Origin of the sequence: Streptomyces jumonjinensis (genome assembly GCF_009600885.1) — a bacterium.
Classification (GTDB): Bacteria; Actinomycetota; Actinomycetes; order Streptomycetales; family Streptomycetaceae; genus Streptomyces; species Streptomyces jumonjinensis.
The window spans coordinates 182,183-204,382 of record NZ_VCLA01000197.1 but is presented as its reverse complement, the minus strand read 5'-3'; the positions used below and the strand labels follow the sequence as shown (position 1 = coordinate 204,382).

Annotated in this window: 18 protein-coding genes, 3 tRNA genes and 1 pseudogene; 11 read left to right on the top strand and 11 right to left on the bottom strand. The window is 67.8% G+C overall.

What is annotated here, in order from left to right; translation table 11 throughout:
• Positions 1-227 precede the first annotated feature (227 nt).
• Positions 228-1,508: an RNA polymerase sigma factor gene (locus FF041_RS34530; RefSeq protein WP_323393563.1), complete on the top strand. Its 1,281-nt coding sequence runs from the start codon at positions 228-230 to the stop codon at positions 1,506-1,508.
• Between the two features lie 172 nt (positions 1,509-1,680).
• Here the strand turns inward: FF041_RS34530 and FF041_RS34525 are convergent, their stop codons facing one another.
• The 4 genes from FF041_RS34525 to FF041_RS34510 all read right to left on the bottom strand — a co-directional run bounded on the left by FF041_RS34525 (position 1,681) and on the right by FF041_RS34510 (position 7,530).
• Complete coding sequence (locus FF041_RS34525; RefSeq protein WP_153526359.1) at positions 1,681-3,609, bottom strand: ABC transporter ATP-binding protein; 1,929 nt, start codon at positions 3,607-3,609, stop codon at positions 1,681-1,683.
• On the bottom strand, positions 3,606-5,339 hold the full coding sequence (locus FF041_RS34520; RefSeq protein WP_323393562.1) for an ABC transporter ATP-binding protein: 1,734 nt from the start codon (positions 5,337-5,339) through the stop codon (positions 3,606-3,608). The genes FF041_RS34525 and FF041_RS34520 overlap by 4 nt, the downstream gene beginning before the upstream one ends.
• A gap of 400 nt (positions 5,340-5,739) precedes the next feature.
• Positions 5,740-7,194: an FGGY family carbohydrate kinase gene (locus tag FF041_RS34515; protein WP_153526358.1), complete on the bottom strand. Its 1,455-nt coding sequence runs from the start codon at positions 7,192-7,194 to the stop codon at positions 5,740-5,742.
• Positions 7,195-7,230: 36 nt separating this feature from the next.
• Complete coding sequence (locus FF041_RS34510; RefSeq protein ID WP_153481750.1) at positions 7,231-7,530, bottom strand: YtxH domain-containing protein; 300 nt, start codon at positions 7,528-7,530, stop codon at positions 7,231-7,233.
• Between the two features lie 180 nt (positions 7,531-7,710).
• Between FF041_RS34510 and FF041_RS34505 the strand changes: the two genes are divergently transcribed.
• The 3 genes from FF041_RS34505 to FF041_RS34495 all read left to right on the top strand — a co-directional run bounded on the left by FF041_RS34505 (position 7,711) and on the right by FF041_RS34495 (position 8,114).
• A tRNA-Asn gene (locus tag FF041_RS34505) sits at positions 7,711-7,783 on the top strand.
• Between the two features lie 5 nt (positions 7,784-7,788).
• Positions 7,789-7,861: transfer RNA gene (locus FF041_RS34500), tRNA-Asn, on the top strand.
• A gap of 179 nt (positions 7,862-8,040) precedes the next feature.
• Positions 8,041-8,114, top strand: a tRNA-Ile gene (locus FF041_RS34495).
• A gap of 174 nt (positions 8,115-8,288) precedes the next feature.
• On the opposite strand, the gene FF041_RS34490 is transcribed toward FF041_RS34495, so the two are convergent.
• Entirely contained in the window at positions 8,289-10,157 is a 1,869-nt protein-coding gene (locus tag FF041_RS34490; RefSeq protein WP_194292294.1) for a site-specific integrase, read from the bottom strand.
• A 154-nt stretch (positions 10,158-10,311) separates the two neighbouring features.
• Between FF041_RS34490 and FF041_RS34485 the strand changes: the two genes are divergently transcribed.
• Together FF041_RS34485 and FF041_RS34480 are read left to right on the top strand one after the other, a co-directional pair.
• Positions 10,312-10,551, top strand: coding sequence for a DNA-binding protein (locus tag FF041_RS34485; protein ID WP_323393560.1), 240 nt, complete (start codon positions 10,312-10,314; stop codon positions 10,549-10,551).
• A 116-nt stretch (positions 10,552-10,667) separates the two neighbouring features.
• Positions 10,668-11,642, top strand: a complete 975-nt coding sequence (locus FF041_RS34480) for a recombinase family protein (protein ID WP_153526356.1) — start codon at positions 10,668-10,670, stop codon at positions 11,640-11,642.
• A gap of 15 nt (positions 11,643-11,657) precedes the next feature.
• On the opposite strand, the gene FF041_RS34475 is transcribed toward FF041_RS34480, so the two are convergent.
• The 4 genes from FF041_RS34475 to FF041_RS34465 form a co-directional block, all read right to left on the bottom strand.
• A complete protein-coding gene (locus FF041_RS34475; RefSeq protein WP_323393559.1) occupies positions 11,658-12,608 on the bottom strand; it encodes a cytochrome P450 family protein in 951 nt (316 codons plus the stop codon).
• Between the two features lie 266 nt (positions 12,609-12,874).
• Positions 12,875-14,047 carry an MAB_1171c family putative transporter gene (locus tag FF041_RS34470; protein WP_228388831.1) on the bottom strand — a complete coding sequence of 391 codons (1,173 nt, stop codon included), beginning with the start codon at positions 14,045-14,047 and terminating at the stop codon, positions 12,875-12,877.
• Positions 14,044-14,601, bottom strand: coding sequence for an ImmA/IrrE family metallo-endopeptidase (locus FF041_RS40670; protein ID WP_350805352.1), 558 nt, complete (start codon positions 14,599-14,601; stop codon positions 14,044-14,046). Before FF041_RS40670 ends, FF041_RS34470 begins: the two co-directional genes overlap by 4 nt.
• Positions 14,601-15,080 (bottom strand): helix-turn-helix domain-containing protein, encoded by a 480-nt coding sequence (locus FF041_RS34465; protein WP_323393557.1) that lies wholly within the window; start codon positions 15,078-15,080, stop codon positions 14,601-14,603. The genes FF041_RS40670 and FF041_RS34465 overlap by 1 nt, the downstream gene beginning before the upstream one ends.
• An 880-nt stretch (positions 15,081-15,960) precedes the next feature.
• Between FF041_RS34465 and FF041_RS34460 the strand changes: the two genes are divergently transcribed.
• The 5 genes from FF041_RS34460 to FF041_RS34440 all read left to right on the top strand — a co-directional run bounded on the left by FF041_RS34460 (position 15,961) and on the right by FF041_RS34440 (position 20,419).
• Positions 15,961-17,112, top strand: a complete 1,152-nt coding sequence (locus tag FF041_RS34460; RefSeq protein ID WP_153526353.1) for a ParB/RepB/Spo0J family partition protein — start codon at positions 15,961-15,963, stop codon at positions 17,110-17,112.
• 121 nt (positions 17,113-17,233) lie between these two features.
• Positions 17,234-17,419, top strand: coding sequence for a hypothetical protein (locus FF041_RS34455; RefSeq protein WP_153526352.1), 186 nt, complete (start codon positions 17,234-17,236; stop codon positions 17,417-17,419).
• Positions 17,420-17,630: 211 nt separating this feature from the next.
• On the top strand, positions 17,631-18,044 hold the full coding sequence (locus FF041_RS34450; RefSeq protein ID WP_153526351.1) for a DUF488 family protein: 414 nt from the start codon (positions 17,631-17,633) through the stop codon (positions 18,042-18,044).
• Between the two features lie 132 nt (positions 18,045-18,176).
• Positions 18,177-19,511, top strand: a complete 1,335-nt coding sequence (locus FF041_RS34445; RefSeq protein WP_153526350.1) for a putative antirestriction adenine methyltransferase — start codon at positions 18,177-18,179, stop codon at positions 19,509-19,511.
• 2 nt (positions 19,512-19,513) lie between these two features.
• Positions 19,514-20,419, top strand: coding sequence for a ParB/Srx family N-terminal domain-containing protein (locus FF041_RS34440; protein WP_153526349.1), 906 nt, complete (start codon positions 19,514-19,516; stop codon positions 20,417-20,419).
• A gap of 265 nt (positions 20,420-20,684) precedes the next feature.
• Here FF041_RS34440 and FF041_RS34435 read toward each other — a convergent pair.
• Together FF041_RS34435 and FF041_RS34430 are read right to left on the bottom strand one after the other, a co-directional pair.
• Positions 20,685-20,807: pseudogene (locus FF041_RS34435) on the bottom strand (IS5/IS1182 family transposase); the annotation flags it as partial.
• Positions 20,808-20,846: 39 nt separating this feature from the next.
• The gene (locus FF041_RS34430; protein ID WP_323393555.1) at positions 20,847-21,710 is read right to left on the bottom strand and encodes a haloalkane dehalogenase; all 864 of its coding nucleotides are present in this window, start codon (positions 21,708-21,710) and stop codon (positions 20,847-20,849) included.
• Positions 21,711-22,200: the final 490 nt, after the last annotated feature.

The window sequence follows — 22,200 nt, the reverse complement described above, 5'->3', positions numbered from 1 at the left end:
CCGCCCCCGGCCGCCCCCGCCCCCGGCCGCCCCCGCCCCCGGCCGCGCACGGCCGGCCCGGCCCGGTCCCTCGGCACCGCGCCCCTCCGGACGCGTCGACCGCCCCTCCCCCGACCCGTGCCGCACCGGAGAAACCGGTTCGGTAACCGCCCGGTCACGCCCCGGACTCAGAAAGTGCTCGCACGCCCCTCGTGGCAGCTGTGTGTCGTACCCCACACTGGGGGGCGGTGCCTGAGTCCTCGGAGCGCGGCCGGTCCACTGCCGGTGGGCCACTCATCCCCGCGGATCCGCTCATCGTGTACGGGACGGACAGCGGCCCGGCCGCCCCCGTCCCGCTGCCGCACGCCCTTGAACCGGCAGCGATCACCCTGGAGGTCGCCCCCGTGCAGACCCAGACTCTGACCGAGAGCCTGACCGAGACCGCGGCCGGCCGCCTGGCCGAGGCGGAGCCCCTCGCGGGCGTCCCGTCGCAGCGCCCGCCCGTGAACCACCCGGAGTCCGTGCCCGAAGCGGCCGTGGGGGCCGTTGTCGCGGACGCGGTCGAGATGCCCGATCCGCCCGAGTCCGCGACCGCCTCCCGCGCCGAGAGCGGCGGCCCGTCCTCCGATCTCTTCCGCCAGTATCTGCGGGAGATCGGCAGAATCCCCCTGCTGACGGCGGCCGAGGAGGTGGAGCTGGCCCGCCGCGTCGAAGCCGGGCTCTTCGCCGAGGAGAAGCTCGGCACCACCCCCGACATCAACAACTCCCAGCTCGCCGTCGATCTCGACAGCCTGGTGGTGATGGGCCGGATGGCCAAGCGCCGGCTGATCGAGGCCAATCTCCGGCTGGTGGTCTCCGTCGCCAAACGCTACGTCGGCCGCGGGCTGACCATGCTGGATCTCGTCCAGGAGGGCAATCTCGGACTGATCAGAGCGGTCGAGAAGTTCGACTACGCCCGTGGCTACAAGTTCTCGACCTACGCCACCTGGTGGATACGGCAGGCCATGTCCCGGGCCCTGGCCGACCAGGCGCGGACCATCCGCGTCCCCGTCCATGTGGTCGAGCTGATCAACAGGGTCGTACGGGTCCAGCGCCGGATGCTCCAGGAGCGCGGCTGCGAGCCCACCCCCCAGGAGGTCGCCGCCCAGCTGGATCTGGCCCCCGAGCGGGTCAGCGAGGTGCTCAGACTCGCCCAGGAGCCCGTCTCCCTGCACGCCCCGGTGGGGGAGGAGGACGATGTCGCCCTCGGCGACCTCATCGAGGACGGGGACGCGGCGTCCCCCGTCGAGTCCGCGGCCTTCCTGCTGCTGCGGGAGCATCTGGAGGCCGTGCTCTCCACGCTCGGAGAGCGGGAGCGCAAGGTGGTGCAGTTGCGGTACGGGCTGGTCGACGGCCAGGCGCGCACCCTGGAGGAGATCGGCCGGATCTTCGGCGTGACACGCGAACGCATCCGCCAGATCGAGTCCAAGACCCTCAGCAAACTGCGCGACCACGCCTTCGCCGACCAGCTCCGCGGCTATCTGGACTGAGGCCGGGGCCCCGCCGCCTGAACTCGCGGACCGGGGCCCTGCCGCCTGAACCCAGAGGCCGGGGCCCCGCCGCCTGAACCCAGAGGCCGGGGCCCCGCCGCCTGAACCCAGGCAGAGGCCAGGACCCCGCCGCCAGAACTCACGGACCGGGCCCCCGGCCCCCAGGAGGCCCTCAGTCCACCTCCGCCACCGCCTGCGCGAACTGCGCCGAGTACAGCCGCGCGTACGCGCCCCGCTGCGCCAGCAGCTCGTCATGGGTGCCCTGCTCGACGATCGCGCCGTTCTCCATCACCAGGATCACATCCGCGTCCCGGATGGTGGAGAGCCGGTGCGCGATGACGAAGCTGGTACGCCCATGGGCGAGCCGCGCCATCGCCTTCTGGATCAGCACCTCCGTACGGGTGTCCACCGAGCTGGTCGCCTCGTCCAGCACCAGGATCACCGGGTCGGAGAGAAACGCCCGCGCGATGGTGATCAGCTGCTTCTCGCCCGCGCTGACCCCCGAGCCGTCGTCGTCGATCACCGTGTCATAGCCGTCGGGGAGCGTACGGATGAACCGGTGCGCGTGCGCGGCCCGCGCCGCCTCCTCGATCTCCGCACGGCTCACCTCACGCGAGGCGCCGTAGGCGATGTTCTCCGCGATCGTGCCGCCGAACAGCCAGGTGTCCTGGAGCACCATGCCGATCGACGACCGCAGATCGTTCCGGGACATCCTGGCGACGTCCACGCCGTCCAGACTGATCCGGCCGCCCGTGACCTCGTAGAACCGCATCAGCAGGTTCACCAGCGTGGTCTTGCCCGCTCCCGTGGGCCCGACGATCGCGACCGTGTGCCCCGGCTCCACATGCAGCGACAGATCCTCGATCAGCGGTCGCTCCGGCTCGTAACGGAAGGCCACCTTCTCCAGCGACACCTGCCCGGCGGGCCGCTCCGGCAGCTCCTCGACCGGACCGGACCGGCCGTCCGGCTGCTCCTCCTCGGCGTCCAGCAGCTCGAAGACCCGCTCGGCGGACGCGACGCCCGACTGCACCAGATTCGCCATCGACGCCACCTGCGTCAGCGGCATCGAGAACTGCCGGGAGTACTGGATGAACGCCTGAACCTCGCCGATCGACAGCGTGCCCGACGCGACCCGCAGTCCGCCGACCACCGCCACCAGCACATAGTTGAGGTTGGAGACGAAGAACATCAGCGGCTGCATGACCCCGCTGTTGAACTGCGCCTTGAAACCGGCCTCGTACAGCGCCTCGTTCTGCTCGGCGAAGTCCCGGGCCGACTCCTCCTGCCGCCCGAAGACCTTCACCAGCGCATGGCCGGTGTACATCTCCTCGATATGGGCGTTGAGCTTTCCGGTCGACTTCCACTGCTGTACGAAGTGGGGCTGCGAGCGCTTGCCCACCTTGGCCGCGACATAGACCGACAGCGGCACGGTCACCAGCGCCACCAGTGCCAGCAGCGGCGAGACCCAGAACATCATGCCCAGCACGCCCACGATGGTCAGCAGCGAGTTGATCAGCTGGCCCATCGTCTGCTGGAGCGTCTGCGAGATGTTGTCGATGTCATTGGTGACCCGGCTGAGCACCTCGCCGCGCTTGGCCCGGTCGAAGTACGACAGCGGGAGCCGCGACAGCTTGGCCTGGACGTCCGCGCGCATCCGGTAGACGGCCCGGTTGATCACCTTGATCGACAGCCGGGTCGCCACCAGCGCCAGCGCCCCGGAGACCACGAACAGGACCAGCGCCACCAGCAGCACTTCGCCCACGGCGGTGAAGTCGATGCCGCGGCCGGGGGTGAAGTCCACCCCGGCGAGCATGTCGGCCAGACCGCCGTCGCCCCGCTCCCGCAGGCCCGCGAGGGTCTCCTCCTTGGTGGCGCCGTCGGGCAGCTCACGGCCGACGACCCCGGCGAAGACCAGGTCGGTGGCCCAGCCCAGCACCATCGGGCCGGCCACCGAGAACCCGACGCTCAGCACCCCGGCCGCCAGCATCGTCCACAGCAGCACCCGGTCCGGCGCGAGCTGCCGCAGCAGCCGTTTGCCCGAGCCCTTGAAGTCCATGGACCGCTCCACGGAGCCGCCCATCATCATGCGCGGCCCGCTCATGCGGCCTCAGCCTCCGTCAGCTGCGAGAGCACAATCTCCCGGTATGTCTCATTGCCCGCCATCAGCTCGTGGTGACTGCCCGTCCCCACGACCCGCCCTTCGTCCAGCACCACGATCCGGTCCGCGTCCCTGATGGTGGCCACCCGCTGGGCGACGATCACCACCGTCGCGTCAGCCGTCTCATCCGACAGCGCCGAGCGCAGCGCCGCGTCGGTGGCGTAGTCGAGCGCCGAGAACGAGTCGTCGAAGAGATAGATCTCCGGGCGCTGCACCAGCGTCCGGGCGATGGCGAGCCGCTGCCGCTGACCGCCGGAGACATTGGTGCCGCCCTGGGAGACGGGGGCGTCGAGGCCATGCTCCAGCTCGCGCACGAATTCGGCCGCCTGCGCCACCTCCAGCGCCTTCCAGAGCTCCTCGTCGCTCGCGTCGGGCCGTCCGTACCGGAGATTGGTCGCCACGGTGCCGGAGAACAGATACGGCTTCTGGGGTACGAGCCCGACCGTGCGGGCGATCAGCTCGGGGTCGAGATCGCGTACGTTCACCCCGTCGACCAGGACCTCGCCGCCGGTGGCGTCGAACAGCCGGGGCACCAGACCGAGCAGGGTGGACTTTCCGCTGCCGGTGGAGCCGATGATCGCGGTGGTCTCCCCGGGGCGTGCCACCAGGGCGACGTCCCGCAGCACCGATTCCTCCGCGCCGGGGTAGCTGAACTCCACGTTCCGCACCTCCAGATGCCCGTGCCGGGGCAGCTCGTGTACGGGGGCGGTGGGCGGGACCACGCTGGACGCGGTGCCCAGCACCTCTTCGATCCGCTCGGCGCAGACATCGGCGCGCGGCACCATCATGAACATGAAGGTGGCCATCATCACGGCCATCACGATCTGCATCAGATAGGCGAGGAACGCGGTGAGCGCGCCGATCTGGATGGCTCCGCTCTCCACCCGGTGCGCGCCGAACCAGATCACGGCGACGGATGAGACGTTCACCACGGTCAGCACGGTCGGGTACATCAGCGCCATCAGCCGCCCGGTGCCCATCGAAACCTCGGTGAGCGCGGAGTTGGCCTCGCGGAAACGGTCCTTCTCGTACTCGTCGCGGACGAAGGCCCGGATGACGCGATTGCCGGTGATCTGCTCGCGCAGCACCCGGTTCACGGTGTCGAGACGTTCCTGCATGGTGCGGAAGAGGGGCCGCATCTTGAGCACGATCACGGTCACGGAGATGCCGAGCACCGGCACCACGGCCAGCAGTACGAGCGAGAGCTGCACATCCTGGCCGAGCGCCATGACGATGCCGCCGACGCACATGATCGGCGCGGAGACCATCAGGGTGAACGCCATCAGAACCAGCATCTGGACCTGGAGCACGTCGTTGGTGGTACGGGTGATCAGCGACGGGGCCCCGAAGTGGCCGACCTCCCGCGCGGAGAAGGTCTGCACCCGGTCGAAGACGGCCGCGCGGATGTCGCGGCCGACCGCCGCGGCGGTGCGGGCTCCGTAGTAGACGGCGCCGATGTTGCAGACCACCTGCACCAGGCTCACGCCGATCATGACCGAGCCGAGCTGGAGGATCTGGCCCGTATCGCCCTTCACCACGCCGTCGTCGATGATCTCGGCGTTGAGGTTGGGGAGATAGAGGGTGGCGCTGGTCTGGAGGAGCTGGAGGAACACCAGCAGGGCGATGGGTTTCTTGTACGGACTGAGATAGGTCCGCAGCAGTTGTATCAGCACACGCTGTCTCTCGGGCTCGGCGAGGTGGGGGGCAGGGCGGCGGTCCCGGCGGACGGGGCAGTCCCAATCTTGCGGTACGGGGGCCCGTGATCCCCAAAGGTTTGTTTCAAGGCCGGGTCAAGATGTCGCGCTGAGGGCGCGCACAGGGCGCACTGGCGCGGCGCACCGCAGGTCCGGGGGCCGGCAGGGCGCCGGCCAGGCGCTGACCCGGCGGGCGCAGCCTCAGCGGGCCGGGCGGCCCGGCTCCCGAGGTTTCGCCTCAGCGGGCCGGGCGGCAGGCACCCGGGGCGCACCCCAGCAGGCCGGGCGGAAAGCCCCCGGCGTCCACCCTCAGCGGGCCAGATGAAAGCCCCCGGGGCTGAGCCTCAACAGACCGGGCGGAAAGCCCCCGGACCCCGCCTCAGTAGCCGGGGTGGAACGCCCCCGGATGGAGCTGGTCCCTGGTCGCGCCGTACTGCTGGCGCACGGCCTGCCCCACGGCCAGATCGTCGCCGGGCTCCAGCAGCTGCACGGCGGCGGCCTGCCACGGGGGCGGGGCGGCGGGCGACAGCGTCCCCTGCGCGACCCCGAGCGCCCAGGCGGCCTGCCGGGCCGCGCCGAGCGCCGCGTAGTCGGCGGGCTGCGGCACGACCACCGGAGCCCCGAAGATCCCGGGCGCCGAGGCCAGGACGGCGGGCAGTCCGGCGCTCGCGCCGAGCAGAAAGACCCGCCGCACCTCCACACCGCGTGCGCGCAGCACGTCCAGCGCGTCGGCGAGCGAGCAGAGCATCCCCTCGAAAGCGGCCCGCGCGAGATGCTCGGGCTTCATCGACTCACGGCGCAGCCCGCTGAGCGTTCCCGCGGTGTGCGGCAGCCGGGGGGTGCGCTCGCCCTCCAGATACGGCAGCAGCACCAGGCCGTAGGAGCCGGGCGTGGACTTCATCGCCAGCTCGGAGAGGGCTTCGAGATCGTCGAGCCCCAGCATCTCGGCCGCGCCGCGCAGGGCCCGTACGGCGTTGAGCGTGTGCACCACCGGGAGGTGCATCCCCGTGGCGTCCGCGTACGAGGTGATCATCCCGCTGGGGTCGGCGAGCGCCCCATGGTGCACGGCCATCACGGAACCGGAGGCTCCGAGGGAGACCACCGCATCGCCCGGACCGACGCCGAGACCGAACGCGGCGGCCATGGTCTCGCCGGTCCCCGCGGAGATCAGCAGCCCCTCGGGCGTGGTCCCCGCGGCGTCGGCGGGGCCGAGCACCTCGGGCAGCGAGCACTGGTGGCCGAGGGCCAGCTCGACCAGATCGGGCCGGTAGGAACCGGTGCTCGCCGACCAGTAGCCGGTGCCGGACGCGCCGCCCCGGTCGGTGGTCCTGCGGGCGGGCCTGCCGAGCAGCTGCCACACCAGCCAGTCATGCGGCTGGAGCACGCTCGCGACGCGCTGCGCCGACTGCGGCTCGGAGCGGGCCAGCCAGCGGAGTTTGGCCACCGGGTGGGCGGCCTGCGGCACCGAGCCGACGGCCTCGGCCCACGCCTGCCGGCCGCCGAGCGCCTCGATCAGATCGGCCGCGGCGACCTGGGCCCGCTTGTCGTTCCCGAGCAGCGCGGGGCGCACCAGGGCGCCCTGGTGGTCGAGGGGCACGAGCCCGTGCTGCTGCGCGGAGACCCCTATGGCCTGCACGCCTTCGAGCAGCCCGCCGGCCGCGGCCTCGCCGAGCGAGAGCAGCCATGCCTGCGGATCGACCTCGGTGGCCTTCGGGTCCGCGAGATGAGGGGGGTGCGGGGCGTACCCCTGCCGCAGCACGGCACCCGTCTCCGTGTCACAGACGACGATCTGGGTGAAGGCAGATGAACTGTCCAAGCCGGCGACTATCCCCATGGGGGGAGATTCTGCCCCACCCGGGGAGTGCCGGTGTCATGTGTTGCTGGTTCCCCAGTCGTCCTCGCGGTTCGCACCGCGCTCCCGGAGGGATCGCACCCGCTCGGCGACGGACTCGGGCATCCGGTCGCCGACCTTGCCGCTGACGGCGCTGAAGGCCCTGCCCGCGATCTCGCGGCCGTTGTGGGCCGCGGACTCCGCCGCATTGCGCACCGCGGGGTTCTGGGCGAACTGGCGCGCGCTTTTCCTCAGCTGTTCATAGCGCTCGCGGCCGGCCCGTGTCCCGATCACATAGCCCAGGGCGAGTCCGACGACGAACGTGAGCTTGTACCGCATGGCGCTGCCACCCTTCGCTTGCGTACGCCGGTGCCTGCCCGCCTACCCGGGCCGCCCCGTGATCACCCAGGACCATACCGATTGGCGGAGCACCCCCCTGCTTGCGCTAATGTATGTGTCGCAGCGAGCACACGCCCTCCGGGAAGCCTCCGGTAGGTACGTTCGGTGCATGCAAGGCAATCCCCTGTAGCTCAATTGGCAGAGCAGCCGGCTGTTAACCGGCAGGTTACTGGTTCGAGTCCAGTCGGGGGAGCGCGATCCCCTGTAGCTCAATTGGCAGAGCATTCGGCTGTTAACCGGAGGGTTGCTGGTTCGAGTCCAGCCGGGGGAGCACATACGGAACAGGACTCCTTCGGGGGTCCTTTTTCGTATGCTCTGGGCGAGATGGGAACCGTGCAGCGGCCAGCACAGTCTTCACCGTTGGGCGTTGCCGACCATCCGAAGCAGGAGATCGTATGAGCGGCTATGCTGCGGCAGACGGCGCGCACATTTGTGCGCGACGCGCCGTTAGGGGCGGTAGCTCAGCCGGTTAGAGCAGCGGACTCATAATCCGTCGGCCGTGGGTTCGAGTCCCACCCGCCCCACCGAGCGGCACCCAGGCAGAATCGATCTGACCTGCGGGAACGCGGAAACGTGGGCCGCCATGCTGATGCGGCGGCCCACGTTCACCCCCTTGGATCAAGATCCAGGGGACACACAGGGGACACGGGGACCGTTCTGGGGGCAGAGAAGGCCCTCACGCCGCCTTCTGGTGCCCGTCAAGCAATCCGTCGCGAGGGCCGTCCCGGAGTCGGCGGCAGGCCCGTCGGCAGCGCCCGGCCGTCCAGGCCCGGTGCCTCGGAGCGAGCGATCATGAAGTGTGTCAGAGAGAAGTCCGACCGTTGATCCTCTGGGTAGCGGTTGTTGAAGTTCTCCACCCGGACCAGTTCCAGATCGTTCGCGGTGCAGTGATCGCGTACCCACTTCACGGCTGCGTTGGCAGCGTCGTCCTGGCCCCGTCCGCTCAGCGTGATCATGCCGACGAGATCAGAGTCCGGCTGGGTCTGCGCTCCAATGGCCCAGGAGTTCTCTGACTGCCGCGCGCCGTGGGCGAAGAAGACGGCGATGTCGCCCTGCCAGGCTGCCTCGGGGATCTCCAGCGGGGAGCGCACCACGAAGGGGACGTCGCGAGGGACGACCGCCATGACCGACTCGGCCTCGGCCCGCATCATCTCGGGCAGCACGCTGGTGTAGGTGTCGGAGGTGATCTGGCGTGAAGAGTGGCCCAGCTTCTCCTGGACGACCTTGATGTCGGTACCGGCGAGCAGGGACAAGGTGGCGGCGAGGTGCCGCAGATCATGGAGGCGGACCGGGGGCAGGCCCGACAGTTCCACGAGGCGGGTGAAGCGCCGGGAGATCCAGTCGGGGTGCAGCTCCTCGCCGTTCTCGTGCGTCCACACCCGGCCGGTCTCAACGTACGCCTCCCCCCACTCCCGACGCTGTCTCTCCTGCTTGGCACGGAAGCCGACGAGGTTGTCACCGGACTCCAGGCTCAGGGGGAGGGTGCGGACGCTGTCGGCCTTGGGGGCTTCCCCGTACAGCTTGTAGGCGACCTCCACGATCTGCTGGGAGACCCGCAGCCAGAGCGCGTCGGTGCTGACCTCCGTCCAGGGGAGCGCGGCCATCTCGCCGCGGCGGGGGCCGAGGAAGATGAACGAGTGCCACAGCTCGTAGAGCCAGTCGCCCTTGACGAAGTCGAGAAATTGGCCGGTCAGTTCCGGCGTCCAGACCATGACCGGACCGGGCTTCTCGCCGGTGCGCTTCCAGTGCTCGATGCGTTCGGGCGTCCAGACGAGCGGTTTCGGCCGGGTGACTGGCGGCAGCTCCACGAGCTGTGCCCAGTTCTTGGAGAACGCCTGCTCGCGTTTGATCCCCCAGGTGAGAGCCGAGCTGAGGGTGTCGTTGATGCGGTGCATGGTGGCGGCGGAGGTGACTTTCCGCAGCCCTTTCTTGCCCTCGCGGAGAGCAGCGTTGGCGTCGAGGAAGGCCCGGCGAGTGACACGGCGTTCCTCCCTCTTGGCGTAGCCCGCCGTCTTCACCCAGGCTTGGTGTGCTGTGTCGCGGTCCTTCTGGAGCTGATGGACACGGAGGCGGTGGAGGATTCGCTCGGCGTTCTCCTTCTCGATCGCGTCGTACATCTTGTCCAGGTGCCGCACCTTGAGGTCGCGCCGCTTGATGTGCCCGAGGTGAGGGAGGAGGTAGTTCTTGATGTGCTCCTCGTAGCCGTGGCGGGTGGTGCGGGCGAGGGACTTCTTCGCCTTGATCCACCGGAGGAAGAAGGCGCCGCACGTCTCGTCGGAGAGCACGTCGGTGCCGGCCGTGGCCGCGTCGTACAGCTCCTTGGCCTTCTTCTTGGCGTCATCCAGCTTGGTGAAGCCGCCTCGGCGTATCCGGGCGCGCTTGTTGCCCTCGCCGCGCTCGGCCTCGAAGTAGAAGTACCAGGTGCCGTGTCCCTTGCTGAGCTTCGGGCACGTCAGCCCGATGTCCCCGATCTTCGGCTTGCCGTCCGTGTCGAGGACCGGCTTGCCCTCCTTGTCCTTGAGCGGCCCCTTGCACTGGCATCGCCGGTAGTAGCTCGGCTCGAACATCGGTCCTGTTCCCTTGCGCTGATCGCGAGTTCTGGCCGGTTGGGTACGCATCCGTACGTATCCGGCTCGTTCCCTCTCGATCTTGGTGGGGCTGTCGGACACTGTTGTAAAGTCACCTGCAAGTTGGCGCGGGGGAGTGAGGCGACCAACGAACGTGCAGAAGAAGAACGATCAGGCGGCGACCGGGGCGATGGGGCTCAACGAGTTGCTCTCTCTGCCAGCGACCGTGAACATCACGACCGCTGCCCGTGCGCTGGGGATCGGCCGCGACAAGGCGTACGAACTGGTCCGGGCTGGTGCCTTCCCGGTCAGGCTGCTCTCCCTTGGCAGTACCGTGCGTGTGCCGACCGCGGAGCTGTGGAAGGTGCTTGGAGTCCGTCCTGAAAGCGGGTGAGCGGGTGACCCCGGGGTACCTTGCTGACACCTTCCCGGGACTTATCGTGTGACCTATCCTCGATAAGCTGTCAATGCGGGTAAAAGGGGGTCGGATCTACGCAGAGGGCGAGGGACATGGGGCGGCTGTTCGGCTTCGAGGATGCCGCGCACACGCGGGTGCGCGAGAGTGAGGCGGAGGCGCTTCCGCCGGCTGCGGTGCGGCGACTCGCTGGCCAGAGCTATGACGAGATCACCCTGTGGATCAACCAGGCCGGTTACCGGACGGCACGGGGTGGGGAGTTCCGCGCGGGCGGCCTTGCGATCTTGCTGGACAATCCGGCCATTGCCGGTCTCCGGGAGGACGCCGATGGTGACCTCGTGGAGACCGGTCTGCCTGCAATCATCACCCGTGAGCAATTTGTTGCCATCCGCGTCATGAGGCGCAAGAACCAGCCCGACTTCGAGCGGAAGCCGTCACGCGAGTACCTCGTGCCCGGGAGGTTGGGGGTGTGCGGCCTGTGTGCGTACGAGATCGCCTCAACGCCGGCCAACAGCGGAAGCCGCGGATATCGGTGTCCGCCGAGCACCAAGACGCTGACGAAGGGCTGTGGCAAGGTCCGCGTGAATGCCGACGGCCTGGAGCGGCATCTGGCTGAGCAGGTGCTCGCTGAGCTGGCGAAGCCCGAGGTCAGCGCACTCATTGGTCGGGCCCGGGACGATCTCTTGGCGGAGGCCCAAGTTTTGCGGGAACAGGCCGATGTGTTGCGTAAGCGCCAGCGGGCTCTTGGAGAGCAGTACGCTTCCCCGTCTGGTCTGTCGCTGACAGCGTTCCACGCGGCGGACAAGCAATTCACCAAAGAGATCAAGCAGGCCATGGCGCGGGCGAGGCAGCTGGAGATGGTTCAGCATGTCCCTGTCGGGGACGTGCCGAACCTGGTGGCGTGGTGGCAGCACGCTCCGTTGGTGGCGCGACAGGGCGTCCTGGTGCTGATGCTGGATGAGGTGGCCCTGTTCCCAGCCTCTGCCCGGGGATCCCGCGTCGTGGACAGCAATCGAGTCCGCCTGACATGGCGAGTCTGGGGGCAGGGCGCGGCCGAGGGGCGGGTGTAGGCGTCGCCGTGCTGATCACGTGGTGAAGACCGGCAGCTCTACGAGGGATCGCGACCTCCAGGATGTACGCCACCGAAGCTCGGACGCGGGGACGGCGAGGCGCAGGTCCGGGAATCGCCGAAGCAGGGTGTCTGTCGCCACCTCGATCTGGATGCGGGCGAGTGCCGCGCCCAGGCAGTAGTGCATCCCGTGGCCGAGAGCCAGGTGGGGTGTGGGGCCGCGGTGGATGTCGAATCGGTCGGGTTCCGGGTATCGGTCCGGGTCCCGGTGGGCGGAGGTGAGGCAGAGCAGGACGGTCGCGCCGCGCGGGATACGGGTGCCGCCGATCTGAAGATCAGTGACGGCGAAGCGGCGGATGGCCATCTGGTTGGGGTGGGCGTACCGAAGCAGCTCCTCGACGGCTGGCGCCAGGAGCGCGGGGTCGGAGCGTAGCTCGGCACTCTGGCCTGGGTCGGATAGGAGGGTGAGCATTCCGGCGCTCACCATGTGCTGGGTGTTCTCGCTGCCCGCCATCAGGATGAGAAAGGCAAGGGAGACAAGTTCGTCCTCGTTCAGCCGGTCGTCGCTGTCGCGTGCTGCGATCAGGTCAGACAGCAGATCCCGGCCCGGCGACGCCCGCTTGGTGCTGATGAGGTCGAGAAGGAAGCGATGAATCCGTTCCACGGCATCCACGATCTGGCTGGGATGGTCCGGCGCGATCATGGTGCCGACCCAGGCCGAGAATGGCTTTCTGTCCTGTTCAGGGACGGCGAACATGTCGCCGATGAACCGGAGCGAGAGCGGACCCGCGAAGTCAGCGACCAGATCACCTTTGCCGTTCTGCGCGAGACCGTCAGCCAGCCGATCGGCAGTGGCCTCGATGTCCTCTCGGGATCGCTCGACGCGCCGCGCGGTGAACGCCTTGGAGACCAGTCGGCGAAGGCGCTGATGATCGGCAGGGACGCTGTTCAGGAGATTGGCGTCCAAGGCCGGCGGTAGCTCGAACCCGCGGTAGCCCCCGGCCTTGGACGCATGAGTCCTGCTGACGGACAGCCGCTCGTCGGCGAGTCCTGCGCGGACATCGGATTCCCGGGTCACCACCCAGACCGGAGCCCCGTCGGGAAGGGCGGCCTGATGGACCGGACCAGCTGCTCGTAGCCGGGCGTACTCGCGGAGGGGGTCGGCGAGGAAAGGCGCGTCGAACGGCCGTGGCAGCGGTTGCTGTGCCGTGGTGCCGGAGTCCATAGCTGGTCCTACCTGTTCTGTGTTGATTCCGAGTGGGGGAAGTCCGGGCCGGATACCTGGTTGAAGGCTCGGACGAGGTGCCTCTGAAACCCGATCTCGTCGGCCAGGCTCTGAGGTTCGGCCGCCAGTGGGGTCTCCTCATGACGTACTGGTGGTTGGCCTTGGGCCTTGCAGCGGAGGGCGGCCCGGAGCTGGGTGGCCTCAACGACGGCGGCCAGCTCGACCCCGTTCAGTCCGCGTGCCTTGGCCCAGGCGCACGCCGCCTCGGCGGTCCCTTGGGGCACCCATGTGCGCAACGCCCACTGGGCGTCGCGGATTTCCACGACAATGCGGTAGAGGCGGGTACGGAGCTCAGTCGCCGTGTCGAGATTGAGTACAACCTGGGGAGCATGACGCGTGAGTTCCTGGTGCAGCGACCTCACCTCGCGGAAAGATCTCCAGTCATTCAGCCAGGACCAAGCGGCACTCACATGGCGGCCCCAGTCTGGGACTGTCCAGCCCACCATCTGGATGATGGCGGCAGCGGAAACCGATAACTGTGCAACGATTTCCCAGTCGTGCCCGCTCATACCGAAGTTGCCGACAATGATGGCGGCTACCCTGCATCCCACATAGATCACGGAGAAAGGTAGAGTCAGTGCGATCAAGATCAGGCCGCGATACAGCCATGGGGTAGGTGCGACCTTCGCGCATTTCCACCCGAGGAGGCCGACATCTATCTGGTTCATGGTGAATCCCAGCAGGTAGATGCTGAGGTAGAGCGGATAGTACTGAGCTTTGGACAAGGCGAAGTCGTCAGGCTTCTCCTGTGTGGCGGTGGCCGCCGAGAATAGAATCACCATGCCGATCAGAATGATGGCGAGGGCACATATTCGAGGAACCGACTTGCGCCATGCCTCACGCCGGTCGTGCAGAAGGTGAAGGAGCACAATCTGCTGACATGCTGCCGAGAGGATGACTGAACTCTGTGATAACAGTCCGCTGAAATTAATGATTCCGGCGGCATCACTGATCTGTACCCACACAGAGGGAGTGGACACGAAGAACGTGAGGCAGATGAAGAGTAGATTCGTAGTAAGGAATACCTGTGTAGGCGAGCGATCACGCCGAAGGATCCTGACCTTGTACGCAAAGGCGACGAATGCGATGGAGGAGCACAGGGGGTAGAGATAGCTGTTCATTTCTCCAGTACAGAGAATGGTTCCAGAGTGGAAAGGCGTGTGACCAGGGCTTCCGCTTCCGGAGGAACGTCATGGTAGAGGACGGTCTCCCAGGTGCTGATCTTCTGGCCGATCAGCGATCCCACGTATTCGGCCTCGCGTTCAGCTTCGGAGTCTTTGTGTGCCCGACTCATCACTCGCTGGACAAGCGCGGGTGAGAGGGAGGGGAGGAGTAGGTGAGAAGCACTCCCTACGAGCCCGTTCCCAGCTAGGTGTCCGCAGACTAGATGTCCGAATTCATGCAGGATGACCTGTCGTCGGTGGATCGGTGCGAGCCTTTCTTCGAAGAGGATGTAGTCGCCCTCTGCGGTGCAGAGCAGAGCCCCGTCCGGGCTGTCTTTAGGTAATTCTGCAGCGACGATCTGGATAGGCCGCCCATACTGCTGGCTGAGATGGGTGCACAGGCTGCTGATCGTCAGGGCTCGATCAGTGGGAAGTTCGAGACCTCTGAGCTTTTCTGTGCATCGCGCATGAAAATCGCGGCGGGCTGTCCTGTTACTTCTCGACCAACGCATTATTCACCAACGGCGCAATTCTTCCCGGGGGTTTCCCCGTCCGGATTATGAGGCAGGACCTTCAAAACGTCCTTTGCCTTACGCGCTGAGTCGAGAATGCCGCTGAGGAGGGCTGCCATTTCGTGGGCGGCAGTGTTCTCTGGATAAGTGGTGGACCGCAGAGCGACGCCTGTGATTCCCTGCTTGCGGACTTCGACAAGTGCGGTTAGTTCTGCGTTCACCTCGTCAAAGACCTTCTCATCGAGGAAGTAGGCGTGGCGTTTAATCCCGAGACTTCCTGCGACCTTCAGTAGCGTCTCAAGAGTGAGGTTCACTCCGGCTGCCGACTCTATGGCGGACAGCGTGCGCTGGGATACACCAGAGCGTTTAGCGAGGGACGCGACAGTGAACGGTCCCTCGGGATGGTGCTGTCGGACGTGTCGCAGGCGACGAGCCACGTCGGTTTTGGTTTCCGCGATCCGAGCGGCCTGCTGGGACACTTCGTCGCTCCACTGTTGAGGCATCGGCAACTTACCGCCCTCCCAGATGCATTGAAGTGCACACGCTAGCATCAGGCTGCGTTTCCACTCGGAGTGAGAAGGTGGTTGCGTGACGCTGATGCTGTGTCAGTTCCCTGAGGGGCTTTCCAATTCGTTACAGGGTTGTGCAAAGCGAGGAAGCCTCTGTGGTGATTGTGTAGATCCTGAAATGGAGGCGCGGTGCTCAGGTGTGCGCCTTTGCCTGCCTGTGGGGTGGCCAGGTCTGATCGCGTCTGCCGCCTGGCGCGATGGGTGCGGCGGCTTGGGTTCGAGGAACGGGAGGACGACGTCTTGGCCGAGATCGATCAGCGGAGGGTCGAGGAGCTGGCCAAGGAGCCCCCGCGCGTACTGCCGGCGCAGGGTGCGGCAGCGGACTGGGGTGAGGATGCTCGCGCGGTGGTTGTCCAGCAGGCGGTTATGGGGGGATACCCGGATGAATCGCCGCGTGATCCGTAAGCCAGGTAGGTGACACGATTGGCGTCGTGCGGTAGCTTCTGGATGTCGGGCGGGCTCAGCAGGCGCCGAGGACCGCTCGGCTCGGCACCGCTCGATCGGTGCACACCCCTGCTCCTCACGGGCGGCCGACCCCCCGCGCCCCGCTCGTGAGGAGTCGCCGCCGGGTGATCGGCGGCAGGGGGCGTGTGGGAGCGGAGGCCGTCGTGCCGAATGGGTGCGGCGGACTCCTGCATTTCCGTACGAATTCCCGAAATGTATTTCTGAATCCCCGATGCTTAATTGCTATTTCCACTTGCTTTAGAAGTGAATGCGATTAAGATATAAGTTGTAAGGAAAAAGGGGAAGTGAAAAGGACTCTCCATGGAATTCAGAAAGGCGCGGGACATTGTTCGTTAACCTCAAGATTGACGAGATCGCCCCCAACCCCGACCAGCCCCGCAAGTTCTTCGACGAGGCGCGGCATGAGGAGCTGACGGCCAGCATCAAGGAGAACGGCCTCCTTCAGCCCGTGGTGGTCCGGCCGGTCGAGGGCGAGAAGGCCCCCTACATGCTCATCGCCGGTGAGCGCCGGTGGAGGGCCTGCAAGGCGGCCGGCCTGGAGACCCTGCCTGTCAAGGTCATCGAGGGCGCCACCGACGAGGAAGCGTACGTCCTCAGCATCGCCGAGAACGTCAACCGGCAGGACATGACGATCATGGAGGAGGCCGGGGCGTACGCCGACCTCAAGGCGGCCGGCTGGGTGCCCGCCAAGATCGCGAAGCAGTTCGGGAAGACGGAGACCCACATCACCTGGCGGCTCGGGCTGCTCACCCTGCGCCCCGAGGTCGCGGAGATGGTCGAGAAGGGCCAGATCAAGAACAACCTGGCCTGGCACATCGCCCAGCTCAACCCGGCCAACCAGATGGTCGCGGCCATGCGCTACGTGCGCGGTGACTTCGATAGCGAGGCCGAGGCGCAGCACTTCGCCAACGGCCTGAAGACCATGGAGCAGCAGACCTCGCTCACCGGCGAGACCGCCCCGACCGCAGATGAGGACGAGAAGCGGAAGAAGGCCAAGGCCAAGGCCAAGGACGGACTCGGGAAGGCCGAAGACGTCCTGCTCCCCCTGCTGGAGGACCTGGCCGCGAAGAAGCCGGAGGACCTGGCGGTCATCCTCGGTGACGACCTCGCCCGCCACATGAGGGTCGTCGCTCGGCTCTACGCGAAGGTCCAGCTCGTGCGGAACCTGCTCAGCAAGGCCAACGGCATCCAGCAGGCCATGGCCGAGGACTTCAACAAGAAGGCGGTCGAGGTGCAGCGGGGAGCCGTTGCGAAGAAGGCGGAGGCCGCGGCGAAGCCCGCGCCCGCAAAGCCTGCACCCGCGAAGCCCGTTGCGGCGAAGCCCGAGACCAAGCCTGCCAGCGGCCCCCGGTCGACGGCGAGGAAGGCAGCGCCGAAGCCCGCCCCCCGCAAGCCCGCGGTGCGGACGGCCACGGCCTCCAAAATTCCGGCGAAGAAGGCCACTGCCGAGGACGCCAAGGCCACAGCGGAGAAGTAGGAAGGGGAGGGGCGCGGCGGTGGCCGCGCCCCTCCCCCTGGCGGATGCGGGCGCGGCCGGACCTTCCGGCCGCGCCCGTTTTAGGGAAATCGAATTCGCTGGCCAGTGCTGGACGCTCACGGTGGACGATGACTTCGCTGCCCCCAACGGGCCGGTCGCCCAGCTCGCAGCCGAAGCGGTTAGCCATGTGAAGAAGGCGCACGAGGAGCAGCGCCACCAGGACTGCGCCAACTGGACCTTCGCCGCCAGCTGGCTCCTGAACGGCTTCTGGCTCACCGACTCCGGTGAGGAACCCGTGGGGACGTGAGAGATCCGGAGGAGCGCGGATCTTACGCCCCTCCGGGACGGAGGGCGGCCCGGCTGGAGTCCGAACCGGGCGTGCAGGGCGGCTCTCTCCCTGCGCGGCCGGTGCCGCTCAGGTCCTCACGGGCCCGAGCGGGCGGCACCGTCGATCAATTCGGGCCCGCCGGCGGCGACGCCGTCGCGTCGGCGTCAGAGCACCACGAAAGGAATGCCTCGTGCTCACCCTGTTCACCAACCGGTTCCAGGCGTACCAACCCCCGCAGGGGGTGCCAGTGCGCATCACCCTGGGCGCTCCCCGCTTCAAGCTCCCCTACTCCCTCACCCACTCGGTGCGGGAGCTCGCGCCGCGTCGGGAGTACCTCTCCCGGCCCGAGCCGGAGTTCGCCAAGGCGTACCGTGCCGACCTCGACCAGCTCGGCCCTGCCCGGATCGCGGAGCGGCTGCGGCAGATCGCCCAGGCGGAGGGCGACCACCGGCTCGTTCTCCTCTGCTTCGAGGACCTGGCCAAGCCCACGCTGTGGTGCCACCGCCGCGTCTTCGCGGCCTGGTGGAAAGACGTCACGGGGGACGAGGTGCGCGAACTCTCCCCGATGGAGGACACCCCCTACCGGCAGGACACCTTGATGTGAGGGTCGGACCGCCCCGATTGAGATAGGTGACATGATCTCAATCGGCTATGCGCTCCTTGCGTAGGGTTCCAGCGCAGCGCCCGGCCCCGGCACCACGCCGGGGCCGGGCGCTGTCTGTTCAGGAGGCGAGAGATGTTCCAGGGCACCATCCCGGGCCCCATGCGCTCCATCGTGCGCGAAGCGGCCGGTCGGTGGCCGCGCGGCCCGGTGTACGTCCCGTGCTGCGGGAACTTCACCATCGAACGGTCCCTTGCCGGCCTGGGCTTCGACCTGCACTCCTCGGACGTGTCCATCTACACCAGTGCGGTCGGCCGGTGGCTCATCCGGCAGCCCGTCGGCATCCGACTCCGCGAGGAGAGCCACGACGAACTCGGCTGGCTCGCTGACTCCTTGGACGACGGCGTGGGCACCGTAGCCACGCTCATGCTGGGAACGCGCTTCCTCGCCAGCGTCGGCCGCGAGGGGCTGTGGCACGAGCGGGTGGTGCGCTCCTACCGGGAGCAGTGGAAGGCCAAGCACGCGGAGACGGTCGAGCGGCTGTCCTCCTCGGACATCGAACTCGCCTCGTACGAGGTCGAGGACGTGCGCTCCTGGCTCCGGGAGGTCCCCAGCGATGCCCCGGTGTGCTCCTTCCCTCCCTTCTACGGCGGTGGGTACGAGAAGCTGTACGAGCCGCTGGACGCCCATCTCGCCTGGGACGCGCCCACGTACGAGCCGCTGTCCGACGGTGACGTTGTCGAGGTGCTCGGGGCGATCACCGACCGGCCGTACTGGCTCACCGCGTCCAACCACGATGTGCCCGACCTCCACCGCTATCTGCGCGGCGTGGTCAAGGCGACCCCGCGGGCCGCTCCCTTCTACGTGTACGCCAGCGAAGCCCCCACCCGCATTGTGGGCCCGCGCCAGCCCATCGAGCCGGTCAAGGTGCCCCGCCTGCGGGAAGGCGACGACCTGGTGGGCCCGCTGCGGCTGTCCCTTCTGAAGCCGGGGCAGTTCAATGCGCTTCGCTCCCGCTACCTCAACCCGCGCATCGCGCCGGGTGCGGCGAACCTGGCAGTCGCGGTCCGGGACGGCGGCGGGCGGCTGCTCGGCGTGTTTGCCATGGCTCCCAGCACCTACACGCCCGACGAGGTGTACGTGCTCTCGGACTTCGCGGTCGCGCCGACCGACTACCCGCGGTTGTCGAAGCTGATCGTGCTCGCGGCCGTGAGCACCGAGGCGCAGTTGCTGTGCCAGCGAGCGTTCTCGCGGCGGATCCGGAAGGTGGCGACGACGGCGTTCAGCAACCACCCGGTGTCGATGAAGTACCGCGGGCTGCTCCGGCTGAAAAGCAGGGGCCCCACGGGGGAGGACGGCTGGAAGTTCCAGCTCCAGTATCACGGGGCCATGGGCGAGCACACGCTGGCCGCGGCCCTTGAGATGTGGGCGAAGCGGTGGGGCGCCCCGACGACGAAGACGGGAGTCTGACCATGGAGACCGAGTCCACTCGGCTCGCCCCGCCGCAGATGGTGCAGGGCGACCCGCGCACCCTGACGCTGCTGGACGTCAACGCGCGGTTCCTGCCGCACGAGCAGTTCCGGCAGCTGGTGGCGAACATCCAGCGGGACGGCCACCTGACCTCGACACCGCTGGTGTGGAACGACGCGGAATCCGGGCGGCTGGTCGTGCTGTCCGGCAACCACCGCACGCTCGCCGCGATCGAGGCCGGCGTCGCGACGATCTGGTGGATGCAGATAGACGAGCCGCTGCCCCGTCAGCGGCAGATCGCGCTTCAGCTCTCGCACAACGCGATCGCAGGCCAGGACGATCCGGCGATCCTCAAGGAGCTGTACGAGGAGCTGGAGTCGGTGGAGTGGCGGCAGTACACGGGCCTGGACGACAAGACTCTGGATCTGCTGGAGAAGGTGGATGTCGCCTCCCTGGGTGAGGCGAACCTCGACTTCGCCTCGGTGCAGTTCATGTTCCTGCCCGACGAGCTGAAGCGGGCGGAGGCGGCGTTCGACGCGGCCCGGTCGACGGCGACGGCGGACCGGCGTTGGGTCGCGGGTCTGGAGCAGTACGAGCCGGTGCTCGATGCGCTGGAGACCTCCCGGGCCGCTTACAAGATCGGGAATTCGGCGACGGCGTTCGGCGTGATCCTCGCGGTGTTCGAGCGGCATCTGGGTGAGCTGGCTGAAGGCTGGTTCGACGCGGCGTCCGGTGAGGCGACGAGGGTGGGGACGGCGCCGCTGGAGTCGGTGTTCGGCGTGCGGGAGATTCCCGTGGAGACGGCGGCCCTCGTGAGGACCGCGATTGACCGGCTCGTCCAGGACGGCAGTGTTCCGCCGACGGAGCGGTGGCGTGCCCTGGACATTCTTACGGCGCGGGAGCCTTGAGGGCGCTTTCGCTCAGTCTTTCATCTGACATGGTCGGTTTCCTGTTGCTTGGTGTTGTGGTGCCTGCTTGGGGCGGGACGTCTCCGAATCAGGCGTGGTCGTAGCTGTGTCAGGCCCCGTCTTTGCTCCAGCCGCTCTGGCCGTAGTAGCTGTGGCCCGCCATCGAGGCCATAACCGTAGTAGTCGGTAGGGCGTAGGGGTCGTCGGTGTTGTGGGGGCCGGCGAGGGTGAGGGCCGGGGCCAGGAGGGTAGTGAACTGTTCATGGCTCTCATCAGGGGTGTCCTGCGTTCCGCCGCCCTGCGGCCGCACCCTCGGCGCAGGCATCAACGGCTCTGCGATCTCCCACAACCCATCCGGGACAATCCAACTCCACGTACCCCGACCCATATACCGGTCAGCGACCGCCTCACCGCATAGGACACGGTCTTAGGTGCGGAGACGGTGTGTGTCGGCCCAGGCGGCGATGGCGGCGGCGATGGCGGCGGGTTGGTCCTCGGGGGCGTCGTGCCCGGCCAGGCCGAGTCGGGTGACGTCCAGGGCGGCGATGTGCGTCGTGCACCAGGTGATCATGGCCTCGTCGATCGTCGTGCCGGGGCCGGGTTCGAACGCGAGGAGTAGTTTGGGGACGTCCGAAGCAGCCGCGAGCCAGGTGTCGAATGCCTCGATCCGGGCGACGACGTCGGCGGGTTCGCCGTCCAGTGGCATGGAGCGCGCCCATTGGAGCATGGGGCGTCGGCTTGCGGGCGTGGGGTAGGGCTTGCGGTATGCGGCCAGGTCCTCATCGCTCAGCCCTCGGACGACGGAGCTGGGAAGCACCTTCTCGATGAGCATGTTCTCCTGGAGGATCATGGTCTCGCCCACTCCCGGGGTACGCAGCGCGCGGAACAGGTTGCGCGCGCCGTCGGGGAATTCGGCCCAGGCCAGGGGCTTGACGATCGGCTCGCTGAACGCGAGGGCGCGCACCCGCCCCGGGTGCCGGGCGGCCTGGTCGAACGCGAGTGGGGCACCCCAGTCGTGGCCGACCAGCACGACCTCGTCCAGGTCGAGCGCGTCGAACCAGGCGTCCAGGTAGCGGGCGTGGTCGTCGAAGGTATAGACGATGTCGGGTTTCCCTGAGTCGCCCATGCCGATGAGGTCCGGCGCCAGCCGTCGCCCGGGGTCCCCGACCGCCGGCAGCACGTTGCGCCAGAGATAGGACGACGTCGGATTCCCGTGCAGGAAGACCCACGGGACGCCCGAACCGACCTCCCGGTAGGCGATCGTCGAGTCCAGTACACGCACCTGGGGCACGGCCGACCTCCTTGGGCGGGCAGCGGAACAGGGGCCCATCCTGCGACGTTCCGCTCGCGCACCGGCCGGTAGGCGCGCTGACCGGCTGACGGATCCACCCGCATGGCCCGCACGAGTCCCGCAACGCCAAACGGAGCCGACACCGCCCCTACCGGCCGCGCACCGCAAGGACGGCGTACGGCCACCGGCGTGGGTCCCCGTCTCGCTCCGGGAGCCGTCCTCTTCTCAAGGCTGACCAGCCGTCTCGACCCGCTGTGTACCCGGTTTCCTTGCTGGCGAAGAAACACGAACGCGGGAACGCTCACCGACGTGCTGGTGATGCTCTTGGCCCAACACATGCCCCGCTGTCCATCATCGCGTGGCAAGGTGACCAGGAAGGCGGAGTTCGGGGTGGTCAGTTTTCGCAGTTGAGGGCAACGGTGAGGGGCACGCGGGTGTCAGGGCCTGTCTGATGCCGGGGACCGCTGTGCCCTCTGGTTGGTGTGTCTTC

Bases quoted from the DNA above. Each gene is read 5' to 3' on its own strand.
- FF041_RS40670 (WP_350805352.1), bottom strand. From the start codon at position 14,601: ATGCGTTGGTCGAGAAGTAACAGGACAGCCCGCCGCGATTTTCATGCG.
- FF041_RS34510 (WP_153481750.1), bottom strand. From the start codon at position 7,530: ATGCGGTACAAGCTCACGTTCGTCGTCGGACTCGCCCTGGGCTATGTG.
- FF041_RS34480 (WP_153526356.1), top strand. From the start codon at position 10,668: ATGGGGCGGCTGTTCGGCTTCGAGGATGCCGCGCACACGCGGGTGCGC.
- FF041_RS34515 (WP_153526358.1), bottom strand. From the start codon at position 7,194: ATGGGGATAGTCGCCGGCTTGGACAGTTCATCTGCCTTCACCCAGATC.
- FF041_RS34445 (WP_153526350.1), top strand. From the start codon at position 18,177: ATGTTCCAGGGCACCATCCCGGGCCCCATGCGCTCCATCGTGCGCGAA.
- FF041_RS34470 (WP_228388831.1), bottom strand. From the start codon at position 14,047: ATGAACAGCTATCTCTACCCCCTGTGCTCCTCCATCGCATTCGTCGCC.
- FF041_RS34490 (WP_194292294.1), bottom strand. From the start codon at position 10,157: ATGTTCGAGCCGAGCTACTACCGGCGATGCCAGTGCAAGGGGCCGCTC.
- FF041_RS34525 (WP_153526359.1), bottom strand. From the start codon at position 3,609: ATGAGCGGGCCGCGCATGATGATGGGCGGCTCCGTGGAGCGGTCCATG.
- FF041_RS34440 (WP_153526349.1), top strand. From the start codon at position 19,514: ATGGAGACCGAGTCCACTCGGCTCGCCCCGCCGCAGATGGTGCAGGGC.